This window comes from Corallococcus sp. CA049B (assembly GCF_003611685.1).
Taxonomy (GTDB): domain Bacteria; phylum Myxococcota; class Myxococcia; order Myxococcales; family Myxococcaceae; genus Corallococcus; species Corallococcus coralloides.
Genome location: NZ_RAWC01000129.1, coordinates 1 through 25,358, shown reverse-complemented (window position 1 = coordinate 25,358; position 25,358 = coordinate 1). Strand labels below are relative to the sequence as shown.

General features: G+C 69.7%; 30 protein-coding genes. 16 read left to right on the top strand and 14 right to left on the bottom strand.

Annotated features, from left to right (window positions below; translation table 11 throughout):
* Positions 1–3 precede the first annotated feature (3 nt).
* Complete coding sequence (locus tag D7W82_RS25020) at positions 4–1,209, bottom strand: hypothetical protein (RefSeq protein ID WP_120620757.1); 1,206 nt, start codon at positions 1,207–1,209, stop codon at positions 4–6.
* Between the two features lie 124 nt (positions 1,210–1,333).
* Here D7W82_RS25020 and bamE point away from each other — a divergent pair, with 124 nt between their 5' ends.
* The 12 genes from bamE to D7W82_RS24960 all read left to right on the top strand — a co-directional run bounded on the left by bamE (position 1,334) and on the right by D7W82_RS24960 (position 9,663).
* Positions 1,334–1,750: an outer membrane protein assembly factor BamE gene (bamE, locus tag D7W82_RS25015; protein WP_158617721.1), complete on the top strand. Its 417-nt coding sequence runs from the start codon at positions 1,334–1,336 to the stop codon at positions 1,748–1,750.
* On the top strand, positions 1,734–2,126 hold the full coding sequence (locus tag D7W82_RS25010; RefSeq protein WP_120620755.1) for a hypothetical protein: 393 nt from the start codon (positions 1,734–1,736) through the stop codon (positions 2,124–2,126). The genes bamE and D7W82_RS25010 overlap by 17 nt, the downstream gene beginning before the upstream one ends.
* 61 nt (positions 2,127–2,187) lie before the next feature.
* A complete protein-coding gene (locus D7W82_RS25005) occupies positions 2,188–2,757 on the top strand; it encodes a hypothetical protein (RefSeq protein ID WP_147439524.1) in 570 nt (189 codons plus the stop codon).
* A gap of 7 nt (positions 2,758–2,764) precedes the next feature.
* Positions 2,765–3,019 (top strand): hypothetical protein, encoded by a 255-nt coding sequence (locus D7W82_RS25000; RefSeq protein ID WP_120620753.1) that lies wholly within the window; start codon positions 2,765–2,767, stop codon positions 3,017–3,019.
* Between the two features lie 47 nt (positions 3,020–3,066).
* Complete coding sequence (locus D7W82_RS24995; protein ID WP_147439522.1) at positions 3,067–3,417, top strand: hypothetical protein; 351 nt, start codon at positions 3,067–3,069, stop codon at positions 3,415–3,417.
* A complete protein-coding gene (locus D7W82_RS24990; protein WP_147439520.1) occupies positions 3,414–4,022 on the top strand; it encodes a hypothetical protein in 609 nt (202 codons plus the stop codon). Before D7W82_RS24995 ends, D7W82_RS24990 begins: the two co-directional genes overlap by 4 nt.
* Positions 4,023–4,031: 9 nt before the next feature.
* Positions 4,032–4,499: a hypothetical protein gene (locus tag D7W82_RS24985; protein WP_147439517.1), complete on the top strand. Its 468-nt coding sequence runs from the start codon at positions 4,032–4,034 to the stop codon at positions 4,497–4,499.
* A 48-nt stretch (positions 4,500–4,547) separates the two neighbouring features.
* Positions 4,548–5,876, top strand: coding sequence for an amidohydrolase family protein (locus D7W82_RS24980; RefSeq protein ID WP_120620749.1), 1,329 nt, complete (start codon positions 4,548–4,550; stop codon positions 5,874–5,876).
* A gap of 14 nt (positions 5,877–5,890) precedes the next feature.
* The gene (locus D7W82_RS24975; RefSeq protein ID WP_120620748.1) at positions 5,891–6,877 is read left to right on the top strand and encodes a class I SAM-dependent rRNA methyltransferase; all 987 of its coding nucleotides are present in this window, start codon (positions 5,891–5,893) and stop codon (positions 6,875–6,877) included.
* A 33-nt stretch (positions 6,878–6,910) separates the two neighbouring features.
* Entirely contained in the window at positions 6,911–8,131 is a 1,221-nt protein-coding gene (locus tag D7W82_RS24970; protein WP_120620747.1) for a serine/threonine-protein kinase, read from the top strand.
* A 25-nt stretch (positions 8,132–8,156) separates the two neighbouring features.
* On the top strand, positions 8,157–8,954 hold the full coding sequence (truA, locus tag D7W82_RS24965) for a tRNA pseudouridine(38-40) synthase TruA (protein WP_120620758.1): 798 nt from the start codon (positions 8,157–8,159) through the stop codon (positions 8,952–8,954).
* 22 nt (positions 8,955–8,976) lie between these two features.
* The gene (locus D7W82_RS24960; protein WP_120620746.1) at positions 8,977–9,663 is read left to right on the top strand and encodes a hypothetical protein; all 687 of its coding nucleotides are present in this window, start codon (positions 8,977–8,979) and stop codon (positions 9,661–9,663) included.
* 50 nt (positions 9,664–9,713) lie between these two features.
* Here the strand turns inward: D7W82_RS24960 and argC are convergent, their stop codons facing one another.
* The 7 genes from argC to D7W82_RS24925 all read right to left on the bottom strand — a co-directional run bounded on the left by argC (position 9,714) and on the right by D7W82_RS24925 (position 17,476).
* Positions 9,714–10,784, bottom strand: a complete 1,071-nt coding sequence (gene argC / locus D7W82_RS24955) for an N-acetyl-gamma-glutamyl-phosphate reductase (RefSeq protein WP_120620745.1) — start codon at positions 10,782–10,784, stop codon at positions 9,714–9,716.
* On the bottom strand, positions 10,781–11,842 hold the full coding sequence (locus D7W82_RS24950) for a DUF1611 domain-containing protein (protein WP_120620744.1): 1,062 nt from the start codon (positions 11,840–11,842) through the stop codon (positions 10,781–10,783). The genes argC and D7W82_RS24950 overlap by 4 nt, the downstream gene beginning before the upstream one ends.
* A gap of 4 nt (positions 11,843–11,846) precedes the next feature.
* Positions 11,847–13,034: an argininosuccinate synthase gene (gene argG / locus D7W82_RS24945; RefSeq protein ID WP_120620743.1), complete on the bottom strand. Its 1,188-nt coding sequence runs from the start codon at positions 13,032–13,034 to the stop codon at positions 11,847–11,849.
* Between the two features lie 39 nt (positions 13,035–13,073).
* Positions 13,074–14,423, bottom strand: a complete 1,350-nt coding sequence (argH, locus tag D7W82_RS24940) for an argininosuccinate lyase (RefSeq protein ID WP_199727824.1) — start codon at positions 14,421–14,423, stop codon at positions 13,074–13,076.
* Positions 14,416–15,486 (bottom strand): M20/M25/M40 family metallo-hydrolase, encoded by a 1,071-nt coding sequence (locus D7W82_RS24935; protein WP_120620741.1) that lies wholly within the window; start codon positions 15,484–15,486, stop codon positions 14,416–14,418. Before D7W82_RS24935 ends, argH begins: the two co-directional genes overlap by 8 nt.
* On the bottom strand, positions 15,483–16,409 hold the full coding sequence (argB, locus tag D7W82_RS24930; RefSeq protein ID WP_120563997.1) for an acetylglutamate kinase: 927 nt from the start codon (positions 16,407–16,409) through the stop codon (positions 15,483–15,485). Before argB ends, D7W82_RS24935 begins: the two co-directional genes overlap by 4 nt.
* A gap of 62 nt (positions 16,410–16,471) precedes the next feature.
* Complete coding sequence (locus tag D7W82_RS24925; RefSeq protein ID WP_120620740.1) at positions 16,472–17,476, bottom strand: N-acetylornithine carbamoyltransferase; 1,005 nt, start codon at positions 17,474–17,476, stop codon at positions 16,472–16,474.
* 180 nt (positions 17,477–17,656) lie between these two features.
* Here D7W82_RS24925 and D7W82_RS24920 point away from each other — a divergent pair, with 180 nt between their 5' ends.
* Complete coding sequence (locus D7W82_RS24920) at positions 17,657–18,076, top strand: arginine repressor (RefSeq protein WP_120620739.1); 420 nt, start codon at positions 17,657–17,659, stop codon at positions 18,074–18,076.
* Here the strand turns inward: D7W82_RS24920 and D7W82_RS24915 are convergent.
* Together D7W82_RS24915 and D7W82_RS24910 are read right to left on the bottom strand one after the other, a co-directional pair.
* Positions 18,057–18,581 (bottom strand): 2'-5' RNA ligase family protein, encoded by a 525-nt coding sequence (locus D7W82_RS24915; RefSeq protein WP_120620738.1) that lies wholly within the window; start codon positions 18,579–18,581, stop codon positions 18,057–18,059. The genes D7W82_RS24920 and D7W82_RS24915 overlap by 20 nt on opposite strands.
* Before the next feature lie 44 nt (positions 18,582–18,625).
* A complete protein-coding gene (locus D7W82_RS24910) occupies positions 18,626–19,324 on the bottom strand; it encodes an NADPH-dependent F420 reductase (protein WP_120620737.1) in 699 nt (232 codons plus the stop codon).
* A 150-nt stretch (positions 19,325–19,474) separates the two neighbouring features.
* Between D7W82_RS24910 and D7W82_RS24905 the strand changes: the two genes are divergently transcribed.
* On the top strand, positions 19,475–20,215 hold the full coding sequence (locus tag D7W82_RS24905; protein WP_120620736.1) for a glutathione S-transferase C-terminal domain-containing protein: 741 nt from the start codon (positions 19,475–19,477) through the stop codon (positions 20,213–20,215).
* 69 nt (positions 20,216–20,284) lie between these two features.
* On the opposite strand, the gene clpB is transcribed toward D7W82_RS24905, so the two are convergent.
* A complete protein-coding gene (gene clpB, locus D7W82_RS24900; RefSeq protein WP_120620735.1) occupies positions 20,285–22,909 on the bottom strand; it encodes an ATP-dependent chaperone ClpB in 2,625 nt (874 codons plus the stop codon).
* A gap of 228 nt (positions 22,910–23,137) precedes the next feature.
* Here clpB and D7W82_RS24895 point away from each other — a divergent pair, with 228 nt between their 5' ends.
* Positions 23,138–23,683 (top strand): hypothetical protein, encoded by a 546-nt coding sequence (locus tag D7W82_RS24895; protein ID WP_233587915.1) that lies wholly within the window; start codon positions 23,138–23,140, stop codon positions 23,681–23,683.
* A 51-nt stretch (positions 23,684–23,734) separates the two neighbouring features.
* Here the strand turns inward: D7W82_RS24895 and D7W82_RS24890 are convergent, their stop codons facing one another.
* Genes D7W82_RS24890 through D7W82_RS24880 form a run of 3 tightly spaced genes read right to left on the bottom strand, consistent with a single transcriptional unit; the run spans position 23,735 to position 25,004 of the window.
* Complete coding sequence (locus D7W82_RS24890) at positions 23,735–24,397, bottom strand: hypothetical protein (RefSeq protein ID WP_171425790.1); 663 nt, start codon at positions 24,395–24,397, stop codon at positions 23,735–23,737.
* Positions 24,394–24,705 (bottom strand): DUF1844 domain-containing protein, encoded by a 312-nt coding sequence (locus D7W82_RS24885; protein ID WP_120620732.1) that lies wholly within the window; start codon positions 24,703–24,705, stop codon positions 24,394–24,396. Before D7W82_RS24885 ends, D7W82_RS24890 begins: the two co-directional genes overlap by 4 nt.
* The gene (locus D7W82_RS24880; protein ID WP_120620731.1) at positions 24,702–25,004 is read right to left on the bottom strand and encodes a hypothetical protein; all 303 of its coding nucleotides are present in this window, start codon (positions 25,002–25,004) and stop codon (positions 24,702–24,704) included. Before D7W82_RS24880 ends, D7W82_RS24885 begins: the two co-directional genes overlap by 4 nt.
* Before the next feature lie 93 nt (positions 25,005–25,097).
* Between D7W82_RS24880 and D7W82_RS24875 the strand changes: the two genes are divergently transcribed.
* A partial coding sequence (locus tag D7W82_RS24875; RefSeq protein WP_199727823.1) for a thiamine phosphate synthase occupies positions 25,098–25,358 on the top strand: 261 nt, incomplete at its 3' end.

The following is a 25,358-nucleotide window of genomic DNA, read 5'->3' as shown; positions in this document are numbered from 1 at the left end:
GGCCTACCGGGCGCCGGGAGCGGGCAGGGGCGGCCGGGGGCCGGTGGAGAAGCCCAGGCGGCGCAGCATCACCTGCCGGATGGACGGGATGCGGAAGCGGAAGATGAAGGCGTCCGCGAAGTAGTGCGCGAGCACGCACGCGAAGCCCAGCGAGGTGAAAGCGCGCAATAGGGGATGCGCCTGCGCGCCACCGCCGATGCCCAGCGAGCCACGCATGGGGCCATCCAGCAGGAAGCCATGCACCACGCCCAGGGCGAACAGCGGGAGCATGGACACGACCATGGCGGGCCAGATGAGCTTCTGGCCAAGGCGGGGAGAGTCGCCCTCGCGAGGCTCCAGCATGCGGGCGCTGAGGACGTAGTACTCCAGGCCGTGCATGCCCGGGAGCATCACGTAGCCCCAGGACGGCGCCACGAGCGCCAGGCCGGTCGCGGTGGCCATGCCCAGGAGGTAGAGCACCTTGGGGCCGCTGGCCGTGCCGGAGCGGAGCACGCTGCGGAAGAGCAGGAGGAAGTAGCCCAGCCAGACGGCGATGAGCAGGGGCAGCGTCTGCCACGGAAGGACGACACCCTGGCCCACGTCGAGGTAGGCGGGGGCATTCGGGGCGGCGGACTCGGCGACGAAGAAGATGCGGACGAGGAGGACGGAGAGCAGCAGCGGGACGTAGAGCTGCTGGAGCTTGCGCTCGAGCGGAGAGGGCGCGGGGAGGCCGGCCTGTCCGCCGCGCAGGCCGTGCAGGGACCACAGGCCCCGGTGCTGGGACAGGGTGTGGTGCATGCCGAAGACGTTGAAGATGACTGCCACGGCGAAGGTGTGGATGGAGCGGTCGGCGTAGAAGGTGAAGAACAGCGCCGCGCCCACGCCGAGCATGGCCAGCGCACCGGCGAGGATGGTGCGCGGCTGGTTGGGGGCGGCGGTGAGCACGTCGCGGTGCACGCCGAAGAGCAGGAACGTGAGGATGACGTGCGTGGCGTTGCCCAGGAGGTTCTGGGCGGTCCAGCCCAAGAGCCGGTGGGCGTTGTCCGCAGCGGCGGGGGCGAGGAGCGCGCTGGCGACCGCGGCCACCCCGGTCAGGGCCAGGGGGATGCCCAGGATGGCGAGGTCGGCCCGGGGGGAGAACAGCCACAGGCGGCGAAAGCGCAGGGAGCCGGGCGCGGCCGGCGTGTCCTGCTCCGTGGCGGTGGCGACTCCGGGGCTCAGCGGTGTCATGGGACTGGGAGTATACCGGGTCTCCAGGGGCCCAGAACCCGCGCCCCTCGTGCTGTCCTGCCTGCCGGGCAGGAGGGGGCTCCCGATGGACACGCCAGAGGCACCCGTTCTGTTTCGCGCTTCGATGGGAAGGCCCCAGGCCTGGTGGGACCGGCTCTTCCTGGGCCTGGTGTCGACGGGCGCCGCGCTGTTCTACGCCGGCTTCGGCGTCCCCTGGTCTGGAAGCCATCTGTCGCCGGGGCTCAGCGCGGAGAAGGTCCGCTCCGTGTCCCCGGGCATGTCCGAAGCCGAGGTGATTCAGCGCCTGGGCATGCCCCTGTCGCGGGAGGTGAGTCCATCCGGGAGGCTCTCTTGGGACTACGCGAAGTCGGTGGCGAAGGTCCGGCAGTATCCGAAGGTCTACGTCTCCTTCGAGGCGGGCCGTGTCTCCGCGGTCGAGGTGGAACTCAAGACCTTCTGGGGTGTCGATGAGGAGGTCCTCTATCTGCGCACCGCTGAGCGCAGCATTGAAAGGCCTGACCTCGATGGCGTCCTTCCTTGAGCTGAGGTGTGCCATCAACAGGAGTTGGGTGTGGACTCTGGCGGCACTTTTGCTGATCGGCGTGGCGATGATTGCGATTGCCAGCTATCTGATGGGAAGAACGCGAATTGTCCTCGTGAACGAAACCGGAAGGGAACTGCGTGTCTTGACGGCTCGGATTCCCGGCGAGCAATGTGCTTTTGAGAAGGTCCCGGTGCATGGCCGTGTCGTCTGTCAGGGACGCGCGAACGGGGATGGGGACCTGTTCGTCGACCTTGAGTTCACGGATGGCAGCAAGGTCCAGTTGGGAACCGGTGCGTTCGTGAATCCGCTGTTTGGATTGCGAGGAGTCGTCACCGTGAACGCGGACGGTGGAGTCAGCCTGGAGTGGGACTGAGTGCCGCCGCGGCGCTCCCCGGAGTTGTCAGGGCTTCCATTACGCGGTGAGGATGAAGGTCATGGCTTCAGTAAGAAGAGAGGTCCTGGAGGTGGCTGGGGATGTCTGCCTGCAGTTGGACAGGCAGCAGCGCCTTGATGCCGTGCTGGAGCGTGCGTGGCGGTCGTCGACGCACTTCGCGCTCATCCGGCGGGGAAGGATGCGGGTCGACGGCGCGGACGTCGTCGTGCCCACGCCGGAGCTGAAGCGTCTTCAGCGTGACTTCGAGCGGATCCGGGTGGCGGCGGTGGAGTCGCGGTGGGTTTCGTCCTGGCCGGGGACGACTTCGGGTTCCAGTGCCGCGCTGTGGGTGCGGTGCCGGACGGATGGCGGCGTGCGCCTGTCCTTGAACGACGAGAGCCTCTGGAAGGGAATCGACGGGTGGGACGATTTCCAACTGTTCGAAGGCCCCAAGCTGAAGCTGTTCGTCTGCAGTCACGAGGGGTTTGGCACCGTCTGGGGAAACGAGCGATTCTTCCGGGACCTGGGGATTGCTCCCTCGCGGTGGACGCCCGAGACGCATGAACTGGTAGGTGAGCCCATGGCACCTGCTGCCTGGTCACTGCTCATGCAGGGAACGCCCAGTCCGTAGGACGGTCATGCGCTTCGTGCAGATTGTCTGGATCTTCGTTGGGACGTATCTGGGGCCGCTGGTCATGTGGTCGCTCCTGAGCCTCTTGCCTAAAGGGTGGTTGCGTTGGCTGGATGTGCTGGACATTCCATTGGGGCCGAGGGCGACCCTGCCCGCAATCGCGGTGCTGTGGTTGCTGTCCCTGGTATTGGGCGCCGTCGCCGCGCTCTGGGTGTGGAGATGGCGATTTGAAACCAGGAAGGGGATGGGGAGGCCGCCGTGACTTTCTTTGGCTTGATGCGGGTCATGGGCGCGTGTGGTGGGGCCGTCATGGGTTGGCGCCTGGGCCAGCACGTGGCGGGACTCGCAGGCGGAATCGTGGGAGGAGTCCTGGGGCTTGTCGTAGGGGAGTGGCTGGGCCGGATTCCCACCTTCCTCGCCCATCGACAGTTCTCGAAGGAACTCTCTCAGGCGACCGTGGCGGAGCTGGAGCAACGGCTGGTGGAGCAATGTTTCATCTCACACCTCATCCTGGCGGAGTTGCGCCGGAGGGGCGTGGATCTGGCTCCCTATGAATCGCTGCTCCTGGAATGGGTCCACTCCGATTCACCGATGCACCAGCAGTTCGGGCGGGCCAGCCTCCAGCTCTTCTTTCCCCAACGGACCGCGACGCTGAAATGAAGACCTCTACCCGCTGTGGGATCATCGGATTGCTGTGCTGGTTCGTGCCGTCGGTGGGGGTCGCGGTCGTACTGATTGGCTTGGGGCTTGCGGGAGCCTCGTCGCTGAGTCCACATCCTTTCCCTGGGGATGCACCCGTTGCGGACATCCTCGTCGAGGTCGCGCTCTGTGGATGGCTGTTCGTTCTCGTAGGTTATGGTTTCTTCTTCGTCGCCCGGAAGGAGTCCGACCGGATCGTCCGGCTCTGGCGATGGGTGATCCTTCCACTGACCTTGCTGTCATTCCTCGCGATGTCGCCGGCCCTTGCACAGATTGCTGGCAGGCATTGGGGGGAATGGGGCCGCCTCAAGGCCATGCTTCAGGACAACGAAGTCCGGGTCCGTGCATTCTCGAGCCGGGCCGATGGCGCCTTGTCGGAGGAGGAGTTCGCTCGGGCGAAGGCGTGGCTGCTGGAGCAGTCCGTCACCTTCCAGTTCAAGACAGAACCTGAACCCGTCAGGCTTCGCCTCATGAGGACCGTCCCTCCCTACGTGGGCGTCGATTTCGGCCGGGGGCAGAACGCGGTCTTCAATCCGGTGACGATGCACTGCATCTATTCGGATTGAGAGGTGTCGATGAGAAAAGATTGGACCTGGCCTACTGAGGCATTGGCCGGCGTTGTTTCGGGCCTGGAGTTGCTCGGCCCGGAGTTGTCGCAGGAACTGCGCGACCAATGGTGGCAGACCTTCCTGCCTGGATTGTCCACGTCAGGGCCCTTTTATTCTTTCATTTTTGACTTCGCCAAGAAGGTCCAGGTGAAGATCGCTCTGAAGGCAGAGGTGCACTACTCGCGGCAGCAGCAGGGCGGTGTATTCCACGTCGTGTCCGAGCCCTTGCTTCCGGTCCTTCGCATCGAGGCTGCGTCACCCCCGCCCCTGAACATCCTGGAGGCAATGGTCTGGGAGCCTCCGAGACTCGGATCCCCTGGGTGGTGCGCCATCTGCCCCGAGTCCATGGAGTGGTCCATGGTCGTGGCGCATGACGGCCCGTTCTTCCTGAAACCCGCGCCCTGCATGGATCCGCCGCTCGGGGACTCTGTGTAGGGGACGGGGTTCATCGCCCACCCACCCCGTGCTAAAACGGGAAGGTCCATGGAAGGCCGACTGCTTCTGAAGAACTGCGCCGTGTTCCGTGCGGACGGTCGCGTCCGCCACGGCATGGCCGTCGTGGTCGAAGAGGGCATCATCCGCCGCGTCGCCCCGGACGCCGAGGTGCCCGTGCTGCCCGGTGACTGGGAGGTGGCCTGTCGAGGCCGCCTCGTCGCCCCCGGGCTCGTGGACTGTCACTCGCACATGGTCAACGGGCAGCTGTTGCCCCCCAATGGCGACTTCCTCCTGCGCCAGCCTCGCTCACGCCTGGAGCGCATGCGCTCGGTGGCCAACCTCCTCACCGCCGAGGACGTGGAGGTCCTGGCCCGCTTCGCCTCCGCCCGCGCGCTGCTCGATGGCGTCAGCCTCGTCGTGGACCACCTGTCGTGCCCCACCGACGTCGCCGGTGGCCTGGAGGCCCAGGCCCGCGCCGCGAACACGCTGGGCATCCGGCTCGTCACGTCCCACGCCACGCACAGCCTGGACGGCGCCGACGTCGCCAACGCCCAGGCGGACGCCAACGCTGACTTCGTCCGCCGCTACCGCGAGCACCCCCGCGTCCGTGGCGCGCTCGGCTTCCACGCGTCCTACACCTGCGAGGATCCGCTCCTGGCCCGCATCGCGGGGCTGCGCGCGGAGCTGAACGCGCCGGTCGTGTTCCACCTGGCGGAGAACGAGGACGACCTCTCCACCACCTACGCCACGCACGGCCGCCGCGTCGTGCCGCGCCTGGACGCGCTGGGCCTGCTGGGCCCCCACGCCATCGCCGGCTACCCGCGCGCCGTGGAGCGCTCCGAGTCCGAGCGGCTGGCCGCCTCCGGCACCTTCATCGCCCTCACGCCCCGCGCCACCCGCTCCATGGACCGCGCGGCCGAGTCCGCAGACGGCGCGCTCTCCAGCCTCCACCTCGTGGGCCTGGGCACCGGCGGCCATGGCTCCCTCCAGGAGGAGCTGGCCGGGGCGCTCGTCAGCATGCTGTCCCTGGCGCGCTCCGGCCGCATGCCGGACCTGGATGACTCGCTGGCGCACCTGTTCGTCAGCGGCCCCGCGGAGCTGTGCACCCGCCTGTATGGCAAGCCGTCGGGCGGCGTGGAGGAGGGCAGCATCGCGGACCTCGTCGTCTACGACGCCATCCCCGCCGCAGACCCGGAGACGGGCTACTCGCCCTTCCTCCTGGGGCAGCTCACCGCCGCCCGCGTGGCGTGGACCATCGTGGATGGCCGCGTCTGCGTCCGTGAAGGACAGCTCTTGGGCACCGACTTCGTGGACCTGGCCCGGGAGGCCGCCGCCGCGCTCGGCCGCGTCTGGTCCCGCGCGCGGCTGGGTTCGTAGGGTAGAAGGGGCGCGTGAGTGCCCTGCCTCCCCGCCTCGTGGACCTGCTGCGCGCCTCCCGCGCCCGCCGGGGGCCGCTGCTCTCGGACCCCGCCACCTCCGCCTTCCGCCTGCTGAACGGCGCCGCGGACGGCGTGCCGGACGTGACCGCGGACCTCTTCGGCGACGTCGTCGTGGTCAGCCTCTACCGCGACCTGACCGATGCCGAGGAGGTCACCCTGCTCGACGCGGCCGTCTCCGCGTGGACGCCCCGGAGCGTCTACCTGAAGCGCCGTCCCCGGGAGGCGCGCGTGCTCGCCAACGTGGCGAAGGACGCGCTCGCTCCGGAGTCCGCCGCGCGGGGCGAACCCGTGGAGGACTTCGTCTCCAAGGAGAACGGCCTGTCCTTCCACATCCGCCCCGGACAGGGCCTCTCCGTGGGCCTCTACCTGGACATGCGCGACACCCGCGCGTGGCTCCAGGCCCAGGCCTCCGGCCTCACCGTGCTCAACCTCTTCGCGTACACCTGCGCCTTCGGCGTCGCCGCGACCGCCGGGGGCGCGAAGCGCGTGCTCAACATGGACGCCAGCCGCCGCGTGCTCGAGTGGGGCGAGGAGAACGCGCGCCTCAACGGCCAATCCGTGGATCGCTACGACTACGTGGCGGGCGATGTCTTCGATTGGCTCGGGCGGCTCGCGAAGAAGGGGGAGTCCTTCGACGTCGTGGTCGCGGACCCGCCGTCGTTCTCCACCACCAAGACGACGCGCTTCTCCGCCGCTCGCGACTACGCCCGGCTGGCGGAAGCCGCCGCGAAGGTGGTGGCTCCCGGGGGCCGGCTGGTCGCCTGCTGCAACCTGGCGGGGCTGCCTTCGCGCCGCTTCGAAGCCATGGTGCTGGAAGGGGTGACGCGGGCTGGCAGGAACGGGAAGGCGGTGGGGTCGCTCGGTCCCTCGGGGCTCGACTTTCCGACATCTCCAGGTGAGGAACCGGCACTCAAGGTGCACGTCGTCCAACTTCGTTAGCGCCTCCGGGCGGGGCGCGGCTACATTGCTTCCATGGCTCCCGCCGCCTCCTCGCCCCCGCGCGATGCGTTCCGCTTCGGCAACTACCGGCTCATCGATCGGATCGCCGTGGGGGGCATGGCGGAGATCTTCCTCGCGCACCAACTGGATGCCAGCGGCGAAGAGACGCCCATCGTCATCAAGCGCATCCGTCCGCACCTGTCCAAGCACGCGGCCTTCGTGAAGATGTTCCTCAACGAGGCGCGGCTGGCCGCCCAGCTCAACCACCCCAACATCGTGCAGATCCACGACCTGGGGAAGATCGTCGACAGCTACTTCATCGCCATGGAGTACGTGTCCGGCCGCGACATGCGCCGCGTCGTGCCCAAGGCCGAGTCCCTGGGGATTCCCTTCCCCATGGTGTACGCGCTGAAGATCGCCTCCTGTGTCTGCGCGGGCCTGCACTACGCGCACCAGAAGAAGGACCGCTACGGCAACCCGCTCAACATCGTCCACCGCGACGTGACGCCGGAGAACATCGTCGTCGCGTTCGACGGCTCGGTGAAGGTGCTGGACTTCGGCATCGCCAAGGCCGCCAACCAGGTGGAGGAGACGCGCTCGGGGGAAATCAAGGGCAAGCTCAGCTACCTGTCCCCGGAGCAGTGCCTGGGCCGGCCGCTGGACTGCCGCAGCGACATCTTCTCGCTGGGCACCGTCCTCTACGAGTGGCTCACCGGCTTCAAGCTCTTCACCGGCGACTCCGACGTCGCCGTCATGCGCAGCATCACCGAAGCGAAAATCTACGCGCCGTCGTACTTCCGCGAGGACCTGCCGGAGCGCGTGGAGGCCATCCTGATGCGCGCGCTCGCCCGCGACCGCGAGCGCCGCTACCAGACGGCGCTGGAGATGCAGCGCGACCTGGACGCCTTCCTGGAGTCCTACGACTTCACGCCCTCGCCGCTGCACCTGGCCAACTTCGTCAAACAGCTCTTCGAAGACGAGCGTCCGCAGGAACTGAAGCGCCTGTCCACGCGCCAGTCCTCCGCGCCCACGTCGGAGATGGCGCTGGAGCTGTCGGAGGTGGCGGCGCACGTGGATGGCCCTCCCACGGAGGCCATGCGCATGGACGACCTCCCCGCCACCGAGCCGCGCCTGCTCGCGCTGACGGTGGACCCGGCGCTGTACGAGAAGCTGGAGGCCCAGGCGCGCAAGGCGAACGTCACCCTGGCGAAGCTCGCGGCGGATGTGCTGGAGGGATGGCTGAAGTCGCGCTGACCGCGTGCCTTGGCTTGCCTTGACCATGCCCCGGCTGAAGTTGACGCTCGAATACGAAGGCACCCGGTACGTGGGCTGGCAGGTGCAGCCCAATGGCCCGTCCATCCAGTCCACGCTCCAGGACGCGCTCCAGAAGCTCCTGGGGGAGCGCGTGTTCGTGGCGTCCGCGGGACGCACCGACTCGGGCGTGCACGCGACGGGGCAGGTGGCCAGCTTCGACACGCAGCGCGTGCTGCCGATGAAGGCCTACACGATGGGCCTCAACAGCATCCTCCCGCCGGACATCGCGGTGGTGGCCGCGGAGGAGGTGTCGCCGGAGTTCGACCCGCGCCGCTGGTCTCGCGGCAAGCGCTACCGCTACCGGGTGAGCAACCGGCGCACGCGGTCACCGCTGCTGCGCACGACGCACTGGGAGCTGTTCGCCCCGCTGGACGTGGAGGCCATGCGCCGCGCGTCCCAGGCGCTGGTGGGCCGGCACGACTTCTCCGCGTTCCGCGCCGCGGACTGCCAGGCGAAGCACGCGGTGCGCGAAATCCGGCAGGTGCGCGTGGAGGGCGTTTCCGGCGACACCGTGGCCTTCGTGGTGGAGGGCACCGCCTTCCTCAAGCACATGGTGCGCAACCTGGTGGGCACGCTGGTGGAGGTGGGCAAGGGCCGCCGCCCCGAGGCCTGGGTGGCCGAAGTGCTGGCCTCGCGCGAGCGCAAGCTGGCCGGGGCCACCGCGCCGCCGCAGGGGCTGGTGATGGAGGAGGTCTTCTACGGCGACGGCCCGCCTCCTCGCTCGGCGGGGGACGCGGCTGTCGGGGAAGAGGACGAAGGGTGAGAGTGCGCTAGGCTTTCGGGCCGTGAGCTCCAAGCCTGGTGTCCTCGAACCCCTGCGTGTCCGCGTCCGCCGCTTCCAGTTCATCGTCGGACTGGGTTTCCTGTCGCTGGTGGTGGGCGCCATGCTCAGCGTGTCGCTGGTGCTGCGCCTGCACGCGCGGGTGAGCGCGCTGCCGTCCGACTTCCTGCGCATCCCGGTGGCGGTGGTGCTGGAGAACCTGTGGGTGCTCGCGGTGCTGCCGACGCTCTGCTACGGCGCCGCACGCATCGTCGCGCTGCGCCCGTGGCCCACCGCCGTGGGGGCCGCGCTGTCCGGTGGCGTGTTCGTGATCGCGCTCAACTTCGTGCGCGACGGCTTCGAGGGCCTCACCACGGGCTGGAGCTTCGCGTCCGCACTGCGGGTCGTGGCCTTCGTGGCAGGCATCCTGCTGAGCGCCCGGGCCATCCGCGCGGGCCGCGCCGCCGCCGAGAAGGGCTCCGCGGAGGCCGAGGCGAAGGCCGCGGCCCGCAAGTCGGAGTACGACGAGTTCCTCAAGGCCGCGGAGGCCGGGGGCGCGAAGCTGGAGCAGCGCGAGGGTGGCGCCGCCGCCGAAGCTCCGGCCGCGCCTGTCGTTGGGGATTCCGCGGCGACTGCGCCGACGGGTAAAGCGAGCAGCGCAGGGGAGACTCCCGCGCCTCCAGGCGACGTGCCGAAGACGCCCGCGGCTTGAAGAAGCAGGCGGCTCCGGCTCCACGCCGAAGCCGCCTCGGGTTCAACAGCCTACGGGTAGCAGGCCGCCTGGCGCAGGCCGGTGTCCTCGGGGAAGCCGAGGGCCACGTTGAAGTTCTGCACGGCCTGGCCGGCCATGCCCTTCACCAGGTTGTCCAGCGCCGCCATCACCGCCACGGAGCGGCCCTTCGTCGCCACGGAGATGTCGCAGAAGTTGCTGCCCGCCACGGCCGCCACGCGCGGCGTGCCCTCCACGATGCGCACGAACTTCGAGCCCTCGTAGTAGCGGCGGTACTTCTCCGTCAGCGACTGCGTCACCACCGCGCCGCCGTGCTCCGGCCACTCGAACTGCACCGTGGCGAAGATGCCGCGCACCATGGGCGCCGAGTGCGGCACGAAGGCCAGCCGGTGCCGCTGCGCGCCGTGCGCCACCAGCATCACCTCCACCTCCGCCTCGTGCTGGTGCTCCAGCGGCTTGTACGCGCGGAAGTCATGCGCGCGCGTCGGGTGGTGCGTGCCCTCGCCCGGCAGCGAGCCGGAGCCGGACGAGCCCGTCACGCCCGACACCGCCAGCAGCCCCAGCCCCGGCGTGGCCGCGATGGGGAGCAGCGCCAGCTGCACCGCCGTGGCGAAGCAGCCCGGGTTGGCGATGCGCTTCGCCGTCTTCACCTGCTCACGCTTCCACTCCGTGAGGCCGTAGGTGAACGTGCCCAGCAGGTCCGGGGCCGGGTGCGGCCGGCCGTAGGCGCCCGCGTACCGGCCCGGGTGGTCCAGGCGGAAGTCGGACGACAGGTCGACGAGCAGCAGCCGGTCCGTGAGGCCCGCGTCCGCCCACTGCTTCTCCATCCCGGCGAACTGCGACGCCAGGTCGCCGTGCCCCAGCGCGCTGAACACCACCGGGCGCGGCGAGTCCGCCAGCCAGCGCCAGTCGGGCTCCGCCTCGAAGCGGCCGTCCACCAGGCCGCGCAGGTGCGGGTGCACCTTGTGGATGGGCGAACCCGCGTGGTGCCGGGACACCACGCGGATGCCGGCGTTGCCGGGGTGGCCCGCGAGCAGCCGCAACAGCTCGCCTCCGCCGAAACCGGAGGCCCCCAGGATGTAGATGTTCGCAGGCGACGTCATGACTTCCTCCCCGCTCCCAGCTTGGGCGCGAGCTTCTCCACGATGAGATTCCCCAGGGCGTTCGGATCCGCGCGCGCGTTGCGAGCGGGCAGCCCCACCACCTGCTCCACGAAGCGCACGCCCACCGCGTTGTCCGTGGCGGGCCCGGCCACCATGTCCATCTCGATGCCGTACACCTCGCGCAGGTGCCGCACGCCGCCGGCCGCGCCCACCGGGTCGTTCGCGCACAGGATGAACGCGCCGCCCAGCGCCTTGAGCTCCGGGTCCGCCAGGATGGCCTGCACGCCGTACTCGCCCATGATGCCGTCGCCCGTCTCCGCGACGATGACGTCCACGTCCTGGGCCGCCATCTCCGAAAAGACGATCCGCGCCACCTTGGACGCGGTGCGCGCGCCGGTGCACACGACGCCCGCGTCGGTGAAGTCCATCACCACGTCCGCGCCGCTGTCCTGCATGGACAGGGTGTCGCGCATCAGCGACACGCCCGTGAGCTTCGCGCCGCCCACGCGGTAGCCCGCCTGGGAGAGCTTCCGCACCACCACGCTGGCCGCGTACGTCTTGCCCGCGTTCATGCAGGTGCCCACCACGTACACCACCGGGCACGTCACCGCCCGCGACGTGCCCTTGAGCGCGCCGGTGGAGATGTGCGCGTGCTGGCCCGCGCGCGACTGGAACTCCGGGAAGGTGAGGACCTGGCCCAGCACCTCCGCCTCGAACGGCGCGCCCACGCCCGGGTTGTGCGACGTGCACTTCCCGATGACGCCGCCCATGTTGAGGATGTGGAGCCTGTCGCCCACCGTGACGGACGTGGGCACGATGCCCTCGTAGCCGTGCAGCGCGTTGCGGTGGCCCAGCGCGCCCACGACGATGTCGCCCGCGTGGAGCGTGACGAGCCGGCCGTTCACGTCCTCCAGCTGGTTGTAGACGCTCTTCTCCCCGTGGATGCGCACCGCGATGACGGCGCCCTCCTCGCACTTGACCTCATCCGTGAGGTGCACCGTGCGCCCCACCTGGAGGTTGCGGGTGACACTTCCCACCTTGTCGACGTGGATCTTCATGTCGTCACTTCGCTTTCTGCGAGAGCATCTGCGCGACGCCGTAGAGCTTGGCGAACCCCGCCGCTTCCGTCCCCGTCCACAACACGTTGGCCTCTCCGTACGTGGCCACCTTCGCGTCCATCAGCGAGTGCGGCGAACGCACGCCTTCCACGACGTGGGCGCGCGGGGTGAGCACCAGCTTCACCTCGCCCGTCACGCGGTCCTGCGAGGAGGCGAGGAACGCCTCCAGGTCCTTCACCACCGGGTCGAAGAAGTGCCCTTCGTGCAAGAGCGACCCGTACAGGTTGCCCACCGTCTCCTTCCAGAAGAGCTGCTTGCCCGACAGCACCAGCTTCTCCAGCTCGCGGTGCGACGCGATGAGCAGGTGCGCCGCGGGAGCCTCGAAGCCCACGCGGCCCTTGATGCCCAGGATGGTGTCGCCCAGGTGCACGCCCCGGCCAATGCCGTACGGCCGGCCCAGCGCGTTGAGCTTCTCCACCACGTCCACCGCGGACAGCGCCTTGCCGTCGAGCGCCACCGGCACGCCCTTGTCGAAGGAGATGAGCAGCGGCATGGGCTTCAGGTCGGTGGGGATCTCACCACCGGGGAAGGCCGCCTCCGGCAGCGTGCTCCACGAGTCCAGCGTCTCGCGGCCACCCACGGACGTGCCCCACATGCCCTCGTTGACGGAGTACGTGCCCGTCTTCGCCGGCAGGTGGAAGCCGCGCTCCGCGAGGAAGGAGATCTCCTGCTGACGGGAGAGCGCCAGGTCGCGGATGGGGGTGATGAGCTGCAGCTGCGGCGCGAGCGTGCGGAAGGCCACGTCGAAGCGGACCTGATCATTCCCCGCGCCGGTGCTGCCGTGGGCCACGGCCTGCACGCCCAGCTTCTCCGCCATGCGCACGGCCTCCACGGCCTGGCAGGCGCGCTCGGCGGAGACGCTCAGGGGGTAGAGCTGGCCGCGCAGCACGTTGCCGGCGATGAGGAAGCGCAGGTAGCCCTGGAACAGGGTGTCGCGCGCGTCCACCGTGTGGTGCGCCACCGCGCCCAGCTTCTGGGACAGGGCCTGGATGCGCTCCAGCTGCTCGGGCGGGAAGCCGCCCGTGTCCACGGTGACGGTGGTGACGTCCCAGCCCTGCTCACGCAGGTACACCGTGCAGAAGGCGGTATCGAGGCCGCCGGAGAACGCCAGCACCACGGACTTCTTGCTCATCTTCGGACTCCTGTTGCTGCGAAAGGGGTGTGGAAGCTTTCAGGGGGCCCAGACGCGGATGGCGGCCTGGACCTGCTGTGCGTGGGTGCGCGTGAGCCAGTCGCGCGCATCCGCCAGTTCCTCGCGCGCGGTGGCGAGGCCCAGGTTTCCGGCGCCACCCAGGTGGGTGGCCGTCAGCGCGCCGCGGTCCGGCTGGAAGCTGCCGTCGTTCAGCTGGCGGCCCACCTCCCGGTACGCGTCGCGGAAGGGCTGGCCCTTCGCCACGAGCGCGTAGGCGTGGTGCGCGGCGTAGAGCGTGTCGTCGCACGCCGCGCGAGCCTTCTCCGCGTTCACCTTCAGCGCGGGCACCAGCCGCGAGAGCACCTCCAGCAGCGCCTTCGCGCTGGTGAGGGCCTGGAGGGTGGGGCGCTTCAGCAGCTGGAAGTCACGGTGGTAGCTGGAGGGAAGGCCTCCGGCCACCGCCTCCACCTGGTGCGCCAGGCCCCGCAGCTCGCGGCAGCGGCCCCGGGCCAGCTCCACCACGTCCGGGTTCTTCTTCTGCGGCATGATGGACGAGCCGGTCGTGAAGGCATCCGGCAGGGCCAGGAAGCCGAACTCGTCCATGCTGTAGAGCTGCACGTCCCAAAGCCACTTCTCCAGAGTGCCCGCCACCGAGCACGCCCAGGTGAGCAGCGCCGCTTCATGCCGCCCCCGACTGTCCTGCGCGTCGATGGGGCTGCGTTGAACTCGACTAAAACCGAGCAACCGCGCGACATATTCACGGTCGATGGGCAGCGGAACACCAAAGCCCGCGGCGGCGCCCAGCGGGCAGCGGTCGAGCCGCCCCCACACGCCCTTCAGCGCCTCCAGCTCCTCCAGCAGCCCTTCGGCGAACGCCATGCCCCACAGGCCGAACGTGGACGGCATCGCGCGGCGCAGGTGCGTGTAGCCGGGCAGGGGCAGGTCCGCATGCGCTTCCGCGAAGTCGAGGAACGTCCCCGCCAGCTCCGCCGTGCGCGCGCCCAGCGCGAGCAGTTCCTCGCGCATGAACAGGCGCAGGGCCAGCAGCACCTGGTCGTTGCGAGAGCGCGCCAGGTGGATGCGCTTGCCCGCCTCGCCGGTGCGCTCCACGAGCGCGGCCTCCAGTGCGGTGTGGCCGTCCTCCTGCTCCGGGCGGATGGTGAAGCGGCCCGCGCGCGCTTCGTCGTGGAGCGCGTGCAGGGCGCTCACGAGCGACGTGGCGGCCTCCGGCGAGAGCAGCCCCACGTGCGCGAGCATGCGCGCGTGCGCGGCGCTGCCCAGCGCGTCGTGCGGCACCAGCGACAGGTCCACCACGGGGTCGTCGCCCACGGTGAAGGCGTGGATGGCCGCGTCCAGCGGCTGGCCCTTGCCCCACAATGTCTCAGCCACGCGACACCTCCCCGGCATAGCCGTGCAGCAGTCGTCGATAGAACGCGAGCCCCGCCTCCAGCTCCGCGCGCGTGAGGTACTCGTTCGCCTGGTGGCTCCGGAGCGTGTCGCCCGGGCCCACCTTCACCGCCGGGATGTCTCCCAGGAACGCCCAGTCGGACGTGGTGCTGGAGCCCACCGTGTCCTGGCCCGACGCCACCACCGCCGCGCGCACCAGCGGGTGCGACGCGTCCGTGCCCTTGGGCAGGTAGCGCGCGGAGTGCACCACCACCTCGCTCTCCAGCGCCCGGCCCACGTCCTCCGCCACCTTCGCGTGGTCCATGCCCGGCGTGGTGCGCAGGTCCACGAAGAACTCGCACCGGTCCGGCACCTGGTTGCGCGCCAGGCCTCCGGACACCTGCGTCACCTGCGCCCGCGCCTCACCCAACAGCGGGTGCGCGGGGAAGCGCAGCGCGGACACGGCCTGGATGTCCCGGGCCGCCTTGAGGATGGCGTTGGACTCCGAGCCCAGGCCTCCCGTGTGCGCGTGCGCCACGTGGCCGCTCTTGCCGTGCGCCACGCAGCGCAGGAGCAGCATGCCCCGCTGCGCCGTGCAGGGCTTGAGCGACGTGGGCTCGCCCACGATGGCGGCGTCCAGCGGTCCCAGCGTGGACAGCAGCGGCCCCAGCCCCTTGCCGCCCGTCTCCTCCTCGGCGGTGAGCGCGAAGACGCACTCGACACCGGAAGGCGCGCCTTCTTCGAGCAGCGCCTTCGCGGTGAGGAGCATGGCGGTGACGCAGCCCTTGGCGTCGTTGGCGCCCAGGCCGTAGAGCGTGTCGTCCTTCCACACGGCCTCGTGCGGCTCCGTGTTCCACCCGGCGCACGGCTTCACCGTGTCCAGGTGCGAGTTCACGAGCAGGCGCTTCGGCCCGCTGCCCACGCTGAACCACACGTTGTGGCCCTGGCGGTGCACGCGGGCACCCCAGGACTCCGCATGGCCCGCGACGAGGTCCGCGATGCGGGCCTCGTCGCCGGAGACGCTGGGCGTGGCGACCAGCGCGGTGAGCAGCTCGGCGGGGTTCAACCCTTGGCCTCGCCGTGCTTCACCGGGTGCTCGCGCACGACCATGGTGCCGCTGCCCTCGTTGGTGAAGACCTCCTCCAACAGGGCATCGGACTGCTTGCCGCTCACCAGGTGCACGCTGCCCACGCCGCCCACGAGCGCGTGGCGCATGGCGTGCGCCTTGGGACGCATGCCGCCCGTGAGGCGGCCTTCGGCCTCCAGGGACGCCAGGTCCGACAGCGTGGCCAGCGAGATGAGCGACGACGGGTCTGAGACGTCCTTGAGGAGCCCCGGCACCTCCACCATGAAGAACAGCTTCTCCGCGTGCAGCGCCGCCGCCAGGGCCGCCGCCACCGTGTCCGCGTTGGTGTTGTAGACAGCGCCGTCCTGGCCGCCCGACAGTGGGGCGATGACAGGCACGTAGTCCGCGCTTCGCAGGTGCTCCACGACGCGCGTGTCCACGGACTCGATGTCGCCCACGAGGCCGTAGTCCACCATGCGCCCTTGCGTCTCGCCGGGCTCCGTCACCAGCACGGGCGGGCGCTTGCGCGCCTTGATGAGGCCCGCGTCCACGCCGGACAGGCCCACCGCGGGCACGCCCGCGGCCTGGAGGTCCGCGAGCAGGTCCGTGTGCAGCTTGCCCGCCAGCACCATCTTCGCCGCGTCCAGCACGGGCGCGGAGGTGATGCGGCGGCCGGCCACCTTCTCGATGGGCAGGTGCAGGGCGTCACAGAGCGAGTCCAGCTCCGGACCGCCGCCGTGCACCACGACGGGGCGGATGGAGAAGGCCCACAGGAGTGCGATCTGCTCGCACGCCGTCTTGCGGGTGCGCGGATCCGTCAGCACGGCTCCGCCCAGCTTCACCACGAAGGTCTTGCTGCGGAACTGCTTCACGTACTTCGCCGCGTTGCGAAGCGCGGCGTACGGGTCGGGAGACAAAGGCACGGTGGACCTCTGAAAAAGCAAAAAAGGGACGGAGAACGGTGGGGCGGCGGGCTGCTACGGCTTCAGCCGCCGCGCATCCAGGCCAGGAGGGCGCGCTGCACGTGGTAGCGGTTGCCCGCCTCATCCACGACGCGGCTGCTGGCGTGATCCAACACCTCGTCGGCGACCTCCACGTTGCGGCGCACGGGCAGGCAGTGGAGGAAGGCCGCGTCCTTCGAGGCCTTCGCCATGTGCCGGCGCGTGGGCATCCACCCCGAGTACGACGCGAGCAGCGCCGCCACGTCCGTGGGCGTGCTCGCCGTCTGGGCGGTGGGGCCCCAGGACTTCGCGTACACGGCGCGGCTGCCCACCAGCGCCTCGTCCTGGTCGTGCGTGTACGTGATGCTGCCGCCGGTGGCCTTGGCGTACGCCTCCGCTTCCGCGCGCACGGCCGGGTGCAGGTCGAAGCCCGGCGGATGCGCCACGCGCACCTCGCAGCCCGCGGCCGCCGCGGACAGCAGGAACGAGTTCGGCACGGCCTTGGGCAGCGGCTTGATGTGCGGCGCCCAGGTGAGCGTCACCGGCAGCTTCTTCGTGGTGCCGAACGTCTCGCGCAGGGTGAGCGCGTCCGCCAGGCCCTGGCAGGGGTGCTCGCGCGCGGACTCCATGCTCACCACCGGCACGGTGGCCCACTTGCGGAAGGCGTTGATGACGGGGTCGGCCTCGTCCTCCTCGTCACCGCCGCCCTGGGAGAAGGTGCGGATGCCGAGCATGTCCACGAAGCGCGACAGGACGGGCGACGCCTCCTTGATGTGCTCCGCGCGGTCCGCGTTCATCACCGCGCCGGGCCTGTCCTCCAGCTTCCACACGCCAGAGCCCACGTCGAGCACGATGGCGTGCCCGCCCGCGCGCAGCATCACCGCCTCGAAGGACGTGCGCGTGCGCAGGGACGGGTTGAAGAACACCATGCCCAGGAGCTTCCCCGGGAAGATGTGGCCCGGATCCTTCAGCTTCCACGCGGCCGCCTGCGAGAGGACCGCCTCGACGCCTTCCGGGCCCAGGTCCTGAATGCGGGTGACATGCTTCATGGGCTTCGTGCTCCCCCGGCCGCGCCGGATGGATGGGGACTGCTGAATATGCACTTGAATTCGTGCATATTCGCTAAGGAGGCGCGGATATTATGCAGAACGGCGCAGCGCGCAAGAACATTCACTGGGATTTTTCATGCGCCTTGCGTGCGTATTCAGCCGCATGCATGGTGAACGTGAATGAACCTGGACGACGCCATCCTTCAGCTCATCTCCCGGCAGGACGTGCCGGATCAGTTCGTCCTGCAGTCGTTGCTCGAAGAGGCGGGGCACACGCCCAGCCAGTCCACGCTGTCGCGGCGGCTGAAGAAGCTGAGCGTGCAGAAGGTGAACGGGCGCTACCAGCGCGCCGAACCGCCGGTGGCGCCCGTGCCGCTCGCGCCGCGCGTGACGATCATCGATGCGCCGCCCAACATGCTGGTGCTGAAGACGGCGCCCGGCTACGCGCAGATCTTCGGGCTGGCGTTGGACCGCGAGGAGCTGGAGGGCCTGGCGGGCACGGTGGCGGGCGATGACACCATCTTCATCGCGGTGAGGGATCCGTCGTACCTGCGGGACGTGCGCGAGGCGGTGGAGGAGCTCATCCAGCGCGGCCCGTGAATGGGAAGCGGCGCACGGACTCCCACGGGCCGCCGAGGTAGCGCCAGAGCAGCAGCGCGGGGGCGTGCGAGTCGAAGGCGGACCAGCCCGCGCCCAATTCCGCGAGCGCGGCCTTCGCCTCCTCCACGGTGGCCTTGTTCATCAGCGTGACGTGGGGCCGGAAGGGCTGACGGTCCTGCGGCGTGAGCCACTCCACGTAGGCGCGGGACAGCTCGCGGTGCACGGGCGAAAGGCCGGGCGCTTCCACGTCCACCGCCATGCCGCGCCCCAGGCTCCGCAGCTTCGTGAAGCGCAAGCCGGGCGCGGGGCGCTCGGTGACGACCTCGAGCGCGGCCTCCACGGCGTCCTGCTCCTGCGCGGGCAGGTGGTGGAAGAGGGAGACGTGCGCCGGGATGACGTTGCGCTCGGGCGGGAAGTAGCGGCGGCGCAGGCCGTCCAGGCGTGTGAAGGCTTCTGGCTCCAGCTCGGCGGTGACGAGCAGCGGGGCTTCGGAGAGGGCGGCCATGCGGCGCACACCTTCGGTCCGAAGCCCCGGGGGCACAAGAGGGCCTACTTCTGCGACGCGAAGAAGGCCTTCAGCGAGTCGTCGGCCTTCTGGCGGTACTCCGGCAGGCGCGAGCGCTCGGCCTCGGCGAGGGCCTTCTTCACACCCGCGGCGTCAAGGTCATGCGTGTAGACCGGCGTGCCGGGCTGTTGGCGCCACGAGTCGGCGAGGCTGCCCGCGTCGATGGCATCAAAGCCCAGCTCCTCCACCAACTGGAGCACCTTCGCGCGGTGCTCGGGCGGATCCCCCGCGATGGGCAGCGCCACCCGGCCGGGCGTGCCCTTCGGTGTGCCCTTCTCCGCGAGGCTGCTGAAGTAGATGTTGTTGAAGGCCTTGATGACGGGGCGGCCGATGAGCGACGCGACCCACTCGCTCTCGACCTTGCCGTTCTCCAGCTCCGGGATGCTTCCGTCGCGCACGGGGTAGTAGTTGCCCGTGTCGATGATCACGACGTCCTTCGGCACGTTCGCGAACAGGCCCTTCGGCAGGTCGGGGACCGCCTTCTGGGGAATGGTCACGACGACGACCTCACCCGCCTTCGCGGCCTCTTCGACGGTGACGGCCTTCGCGCCCGTCTCCTTCGCGAGCTCGCGCAGGGTGTCCGGTCCGCGTGAGTTCGCGATGGACACCTCATGGCCCAGCTGGGTCCACCTGCGAGCAAGCGTCCCGCCGATCAGCCCCGCGCCAATGATTCCGATCTTCATGTCGTCTTCCTCCGGGAAGTGAGTTCCACGACTGCAAGCGGCGGTCGGATGCGCGACCCTTTTCCGCGATGCGCGAGACCTGACGGGTTTTTCGTGAGGCCCGCGGGCACCGGGCGCGTTCCCGCGCGCCTTGATAGGGTCCCGCCCCCTATGCGAATCCTCGTCGGACTGACCTCGTCGGGCTGGACGGAGAAGGCCCGGTGGGCGTTGGACCACCACCGCGTCGCCTACCGCTACCAGGACTACGTCCCCCTCATCCAGGAGCGCTGGCTGCGCAAGCAGGTGGGGCCCGGCGTGAAGCCCTCCGTGCCGCTGCTCGTGGACCCGCCCCAGCCGGCCACGCACGGCTCGTTCGCCATCGCGAAGCACGCGGAAGGAGTGGGGCAGGGCAGCTCGCTCTTCCCGGCCGGGCATGCAGACGCCATCACCGCGTGGAACGACACCAGCGAACACGTGCTGGACCTGGCGCGCGCCTACGCCATGCCGCGCATGCTGACCAACACCCGCGCCCAGGCGGAGATGCTGCCGAAGTTCGTCCCCGGCTGGCTGCGCCCCGTGTTCGCGCCCTCCGCGCGCCTGGGCATGCGCTTCGTGGTGAAGAAGCACCAGGTGGCGGACACCTCTCCGGAGGCCATCGAGGCCGCCGTCGCTCCCTCCTACGACAAGCTGCGCGCCGCGCTGGGCGGCCGGCCCTACCTGCTGGGCGCGGGCTTCACCTACGCGGACATCACCACCGCGGCGATGCTCGTGCTCCTGGGGCCGCCCGCGGACCGGCACCTGCCCATGGGGCCGGGCACGCGCGAGGTGTGGACCCATCCGGGGCTCGCCGCCCGCTTCCCGGACCTGCTCGCGTGGCGCGACGCGCTCTACGACAAGCACCGCCGCACCTGAAGACACCACGGGCCGCCTCCCGGTGAGGGAAGGCGGCCCGCCGTGTGAATCACCGGTGCGTGGAGCCGGCTACCCCGCCTGCTTCACGCCCTTCGCGTTGTCCACCAGCACCTTGGCGAAGGTGAGCCCGTCGGGGCCCGCGTCCGCCTGGATGTGCTCGCCCGGCGCGAACTCGCCGTTCAGCACCTTGATGGCGAGCGGATCCAACAGGTACTTCTGCACCGCGCGCTTCAGCGGCCGGGCACCGTAAGTGGGGTCGTAGCCGCGCTCCGCCAAGAGCTCCCGCGCGCTGTCCGTCAGGTCCAGCGTGAGGCGCTTGGCCTGGAGCAGCTTCTGGAGCTTGCCCAACTGGATGTCCACGATGCGGTAGATGTCCTTCTTGCGCAGCGGCTCGAAGACGACGATTTCATCCACGCGGTTGAGGAACTCCGGCCGGAAGTGTCCGCGCAGCGCTTCCATCACCTCACCGCGCGTCTTCTCGTTGAGCGTGTCCGTGCCCGCCATGCCCTCCTGGATGGCCTGCGAGCCGATGTTCGACGTGAGGATGAGCACCGTGTTGCGGAAGTCCACGGTGCGGCCCTGGCTGTCCGTCACCCGGCCCTCATCGAGGATTTGCAGCAGGATGTTGAACACGTCGTGGTGGGCCTTCTCGATTTCGTCGAAGAGCACCACCGTGTACGGCCTGCGGCGCACGGCCTCCGTCAGCTGGCCGCCCTCCTCGTAGCCCACGTAGCCCGGGGGCGCGCCCACGAGCCGGGACACCGCGTGCTTCTCCATGTACTCGGACATGTCGATGCGGACCATGGCCGTGTCGTCGTCGAAGAGGAACTCCGCCAGCGCCTTCGCCGTCTCCGTCTTGCCCACGCCCGTGGGGCCCAGGAAGATGAACGAGCCGATGGGGCGGTTGGGGTCCTGCAATCCGCTGCGCGCGCGGCGCACGGCGTTGGACACGGCCTCAATCGGGCTGCGCTGGCCAATCACGCGCTCGGCGAGCCGGTCCTCCATCTTGACCAGCTTCTGCATCTCGCCCTCCATCAGCTTGGAGACCGGGATGCCCGTCCACTTGGCCACCACGGAGGCGATGTCCTCGGAGTCCACCTCCTCCTTGAGGAACTTCTGGTTCTTCTGGAGCTCCGCCAGCTTCACGTTCTGCGCGGCGACCTCCTTCTCCAGGCCCGGGATGACGCCGAACTTCAGCTCCGCCGCGCGGTTCAGGTCGCCCTGGCGCTCGGCCGCGGCCTGGTCGTTGCGCGCCTTCTCCTGCTTCTCCTTGAGCGAGCGCAGGGCCGCGATGGCCTTCTTCTCCTCGTCCCAGTGGGCCTTGAGCGAGTTGAACTTCTCGTTCAGGTTCGCGAGCTCCTTCTCGATGGTGGCCAGGCGCTCACGCGAGTGCGGGTCCGTCTCCTTGCGCAGGCCCTCGCGTTCAATCTCCAGCTGCGTCACCTTGCGGCGGATGTCGTCGATCTCCGTGGGCATGGAGTCGATTTCGATGCGCAGGCGGCTGGAGGCCTCGTCGACCAGGTCGATGGCCTTGTCCGGCAGGAAGCGGTCCGAGATGTACCGGTGGCTGAGCGTGGCCGCCGCGACGAGCGCGGAGTCCTGGATGCGCACGCCGTGGTGCACCTCGTAGCGCTCCTTCAGGCCACGCAGGATGCTGATGGTGTCGTGCACCGTGGGCTCGCCCACGAACACCGGCTGGAAGCGGCGCTCCAGCGCGGCGTCCTTCTCAATGTGCTTGCGGTACTCGTCCAGCGTCGTCGCGCCAATGCAGTGCAGTTCGCCGCGCGCGAGCGCCGGCTTGAGCATGTTGCCCGCGTCCATGGCGCCTTCGGCCTTCCCGGCGCCCACGAGCGTGTGCATCTCGTCGATGAAGAGGATGATTTCGCCCGCCGCGTCCGAGACCTCCTTGAGGACCGCCTTGAGGCGCTCCTCGAACTCGCCGCGGAACTTGGCGCCGGCCACCATGGCGCCCAGGTCCAGGGTGATGAGGCGCTTGTTCTTCAAGCCCTCCGGCACGTCGCCGTCCACGATGCGGCGCGCGAGCCCTTCCGCGATGGCCGTCTTGCCCACGCCCGGCTCACCGATGAGCACCGGGTTGTTCTTGGTGCGGCGGCTGAGCACCTGGATGCAGCGGCGGATCTCCTCGTCGCGGCCGATGACGGGATCCAGCTTGCCGCTTCGCGCGGCCTCCGTGAGGTCGCGGCCGTACTTCTCCAGCGCCTGGTAGGTGGACTCCGCGTCCGCGCTCGTCACGCGCGAGGAGCCACGCACCTCCTTGAGGCCCGCCTGCACGCGCTCGCGCGTCACGCCGGAGGACTTCATGGCCTCGCCGACCGCGCCCTTGTCCTGGGCCAGCGCGAGCAGCAGGTGTTCCGAAGAGGTGAACTCGTCCTTCAGCGCCTTGGCCTCGTCCTCGGCCTTGTCGAAGGTCTTCATCAGGCGCTGGCTGAGCACGGCGCTCTCGCCGCCCTGGATGCGCGGGAGCTTCTGGAGCGCTTCGCCCAGCCGGCCCGCGAACAGCTTCACATCCACGCCAATCTTGCGCAGAAGAGGGTCGACGATGCCGTCCTTCTGCCCCAGCAATGCCGCGGCGAGGTGCTCCGGCTCGTAGTGGGGATTGTCGGCCCGGCGGGCCAGGGACTGACCCTCCTGGATCGCCTCCTGCGCCTTCACCGTGTATTTGTCGAGTCGCATGACTTCAACGTAAGGGCCGGGGACCCCTTGGCAAGGCGACACTGCCCGTATGCCCTGCGTTTTCCCCGGAATACTTTGAGCCGCTGGAAGCGGCCGGGTAATCGTGGTGGCGAAGTTGCCAGGGGGTGGGGGGGTCGGTTATAGGCGGCGCCCATCCTCGGGGGCTTCACTCTGGACGCGCACGGCGGCTATCTCGTTCGACTCGACACCTTCTCCGGGTTGGCGCTCGTGCGTCTGGCCCGGGAGGCCCTGTCGATGGACAGCGTGCTGGCCGCCACGGCGCTGCGCGTCACCATCAACCGCCGCCGCAAGGTGGTGCGCCTGGCCTTCCTGGGGCCCTTCTCGCAAGGAAGGCAGGGCGCTCACTGGTACGCGGCGCACCATGCCCTGGCCCGCCTCCTGTCCGCCGCCGCCAACGCGACCGTGCACGCCTACGTGTACGACGCGGACGAGGGCGAGGAAGTCATCGCCTACGGCAACGGCCGCCGGGTGGGTGGGGAGAAGGTGGTGTACGAGGACGCGGAGCTGCCGTGTCCCCTGGAGGAGCTGGATGACGAGGCCTTCGCCCGGCTCCAGTCCCGCTGGCCCATGGGGCACCTGGCGTACGTCTTCGGGCTGACCCGGGACGAGCTCCTGCGCATCCCCCAGGCCCCGCTGGCCCGCGTGCTGCCGCTGGAGGGCACGGCCGCCGTCTCGGAAGCGGACGCGATGGCCGCCCTGGAGGCGCTGCTCCTGGGGCCCGCGCTGCCTCGCGCGGCGACGGACGCGGGCTGAAGCAGCACGGACGGCCTCTTCGCGCCGCGCCGCGTCAGCCCCGCCTGGACTTCAGGGGTCTTCGGTGGGCCCGTCGAGTGTGACGATGGCGTCCCGCACGCCCTCGCTGCGGAAGTACTGCGCGAGCACGGCGAAGCCACCGGCGACGAGCACCGTGGGCACCACGGCGGTGAGCGTCATCAGGGACGGCACGAGCGCGTAGAGCTGCTGCGCCGTGGCCGGGTCCTGGAACTCCGGCAGGCCCTTGAGCCCCTCCACCATGGCCTGGCTGGTGTGGCGGGCCACGACGGTCCACTGGGCCCCGTCGATGGTGCGCATCAGCGCGGCGAAGATGCCCGCGCCGCCCAGCATCTGCCGGAAGCCGTTCCGGGGGATGCCGTCCGGGGAGCGCAGCATGCGGCTGGAGGCGAAGAAGAGCAGGGTGCAGGCCACCGTCAGCCCGGTCAGCACCAGGGCGCGGGACTCGCGCATGGGGGAGAGCGCGGACAGCTGCGCCTCCATGATGGCCTGGGTGACGGCGGGGTCCTTGCCCAGCAGGGCAAGGGTGGGGGTGTGCTCCCGCTGCGCTTCGCGGTGGGCCTCGAAGTTCATCATGACGGAGGCCTCGCTGCAGGCGAGGAACCCCGTCAGGGTGGAGAGCATCAGGCACAGCCCGGCGGCGATCCGCACACCCCGGGGCAACCCCCCCGGGCGGGTGACTTCAGCAGGCTTCACTTCCGGCTTGCCTCCACGTAGCGCAGGCGAAGGTCGGACAGGAGGTTGTCCACCAGCTTGTCCTCCTCCGCGGTGAGGTTGCCGCGAGTCTTCTCGCGGAGCATCGCCAGGAGGTCCAGGTTCTGCCGGGCCGAAGGCAGGTCCTTCTCCAGCCGGCCCGTCTCCGGGTTCGGCGCCCCACCCAGGTGGATGAGGACGGCGGAACCCAGTCCGACGATGAAGGTGCTGAACGACAGGGACTCCTCGGAGGCGGGGCTCGCATCCCCCGTCATCACGAAGGTCTCACCCCGCTTCTCCGAAGGGCTCATTCGGACGCCTTGTCCTCTTCGTCGGCGGGCGCGGCGGCCTCGTCCTCGTCCTCGTCCTCGTCCTCGTCCGCCTCGTCCTCGTCGGAGGCGTCGTCGTCCATCTCCTCGTCGTCGTCCTCGTCATCGAAGTCGTCGTCGATGTCGCCGTCCATCTGCGTGTCGATGGGGACGGCCTTGTCGGCCACGTCCGGCAGCTCCTCGAGGTGCTTCTTGTACGCGTCCTCGTCCACCTGGCCGCTGCGCTGGTAGCGCTCGGCGGTGCGCTTGTCGAGGTGCTTCGGGTTGATGCCTTCAGCCATGATTCAAATCCTCGGAATTGCTTGGAAAACAGCGCGGCACCTTATAGCAGGAGGGGCGCCTGTCAACGCTGGTGTCCCCAGGCCCGGAAACCGATGAACGTCTCGCCCCGCCCCCCGCTTCCCCAAGGCCCCTACCTGCTGTGCGACGACAGCATCCGCCCGGAGCTGCCCCTGGTGGACAAGGCCGGCCAGTTGCTCGGGGGCGGTGCCCGGGTGCTCCAGCTGCGCATGAAGCACACCCCTCCCCGGGAGGCACTGGCCGCGGCCCGGGCGGTGGTGGCCCTGTGCCGGCGGGCGGGCGCGGTGTGCCTCATCAACGACCGGGTGGACCTGGCGCTCCTGTCGGACGCGCAC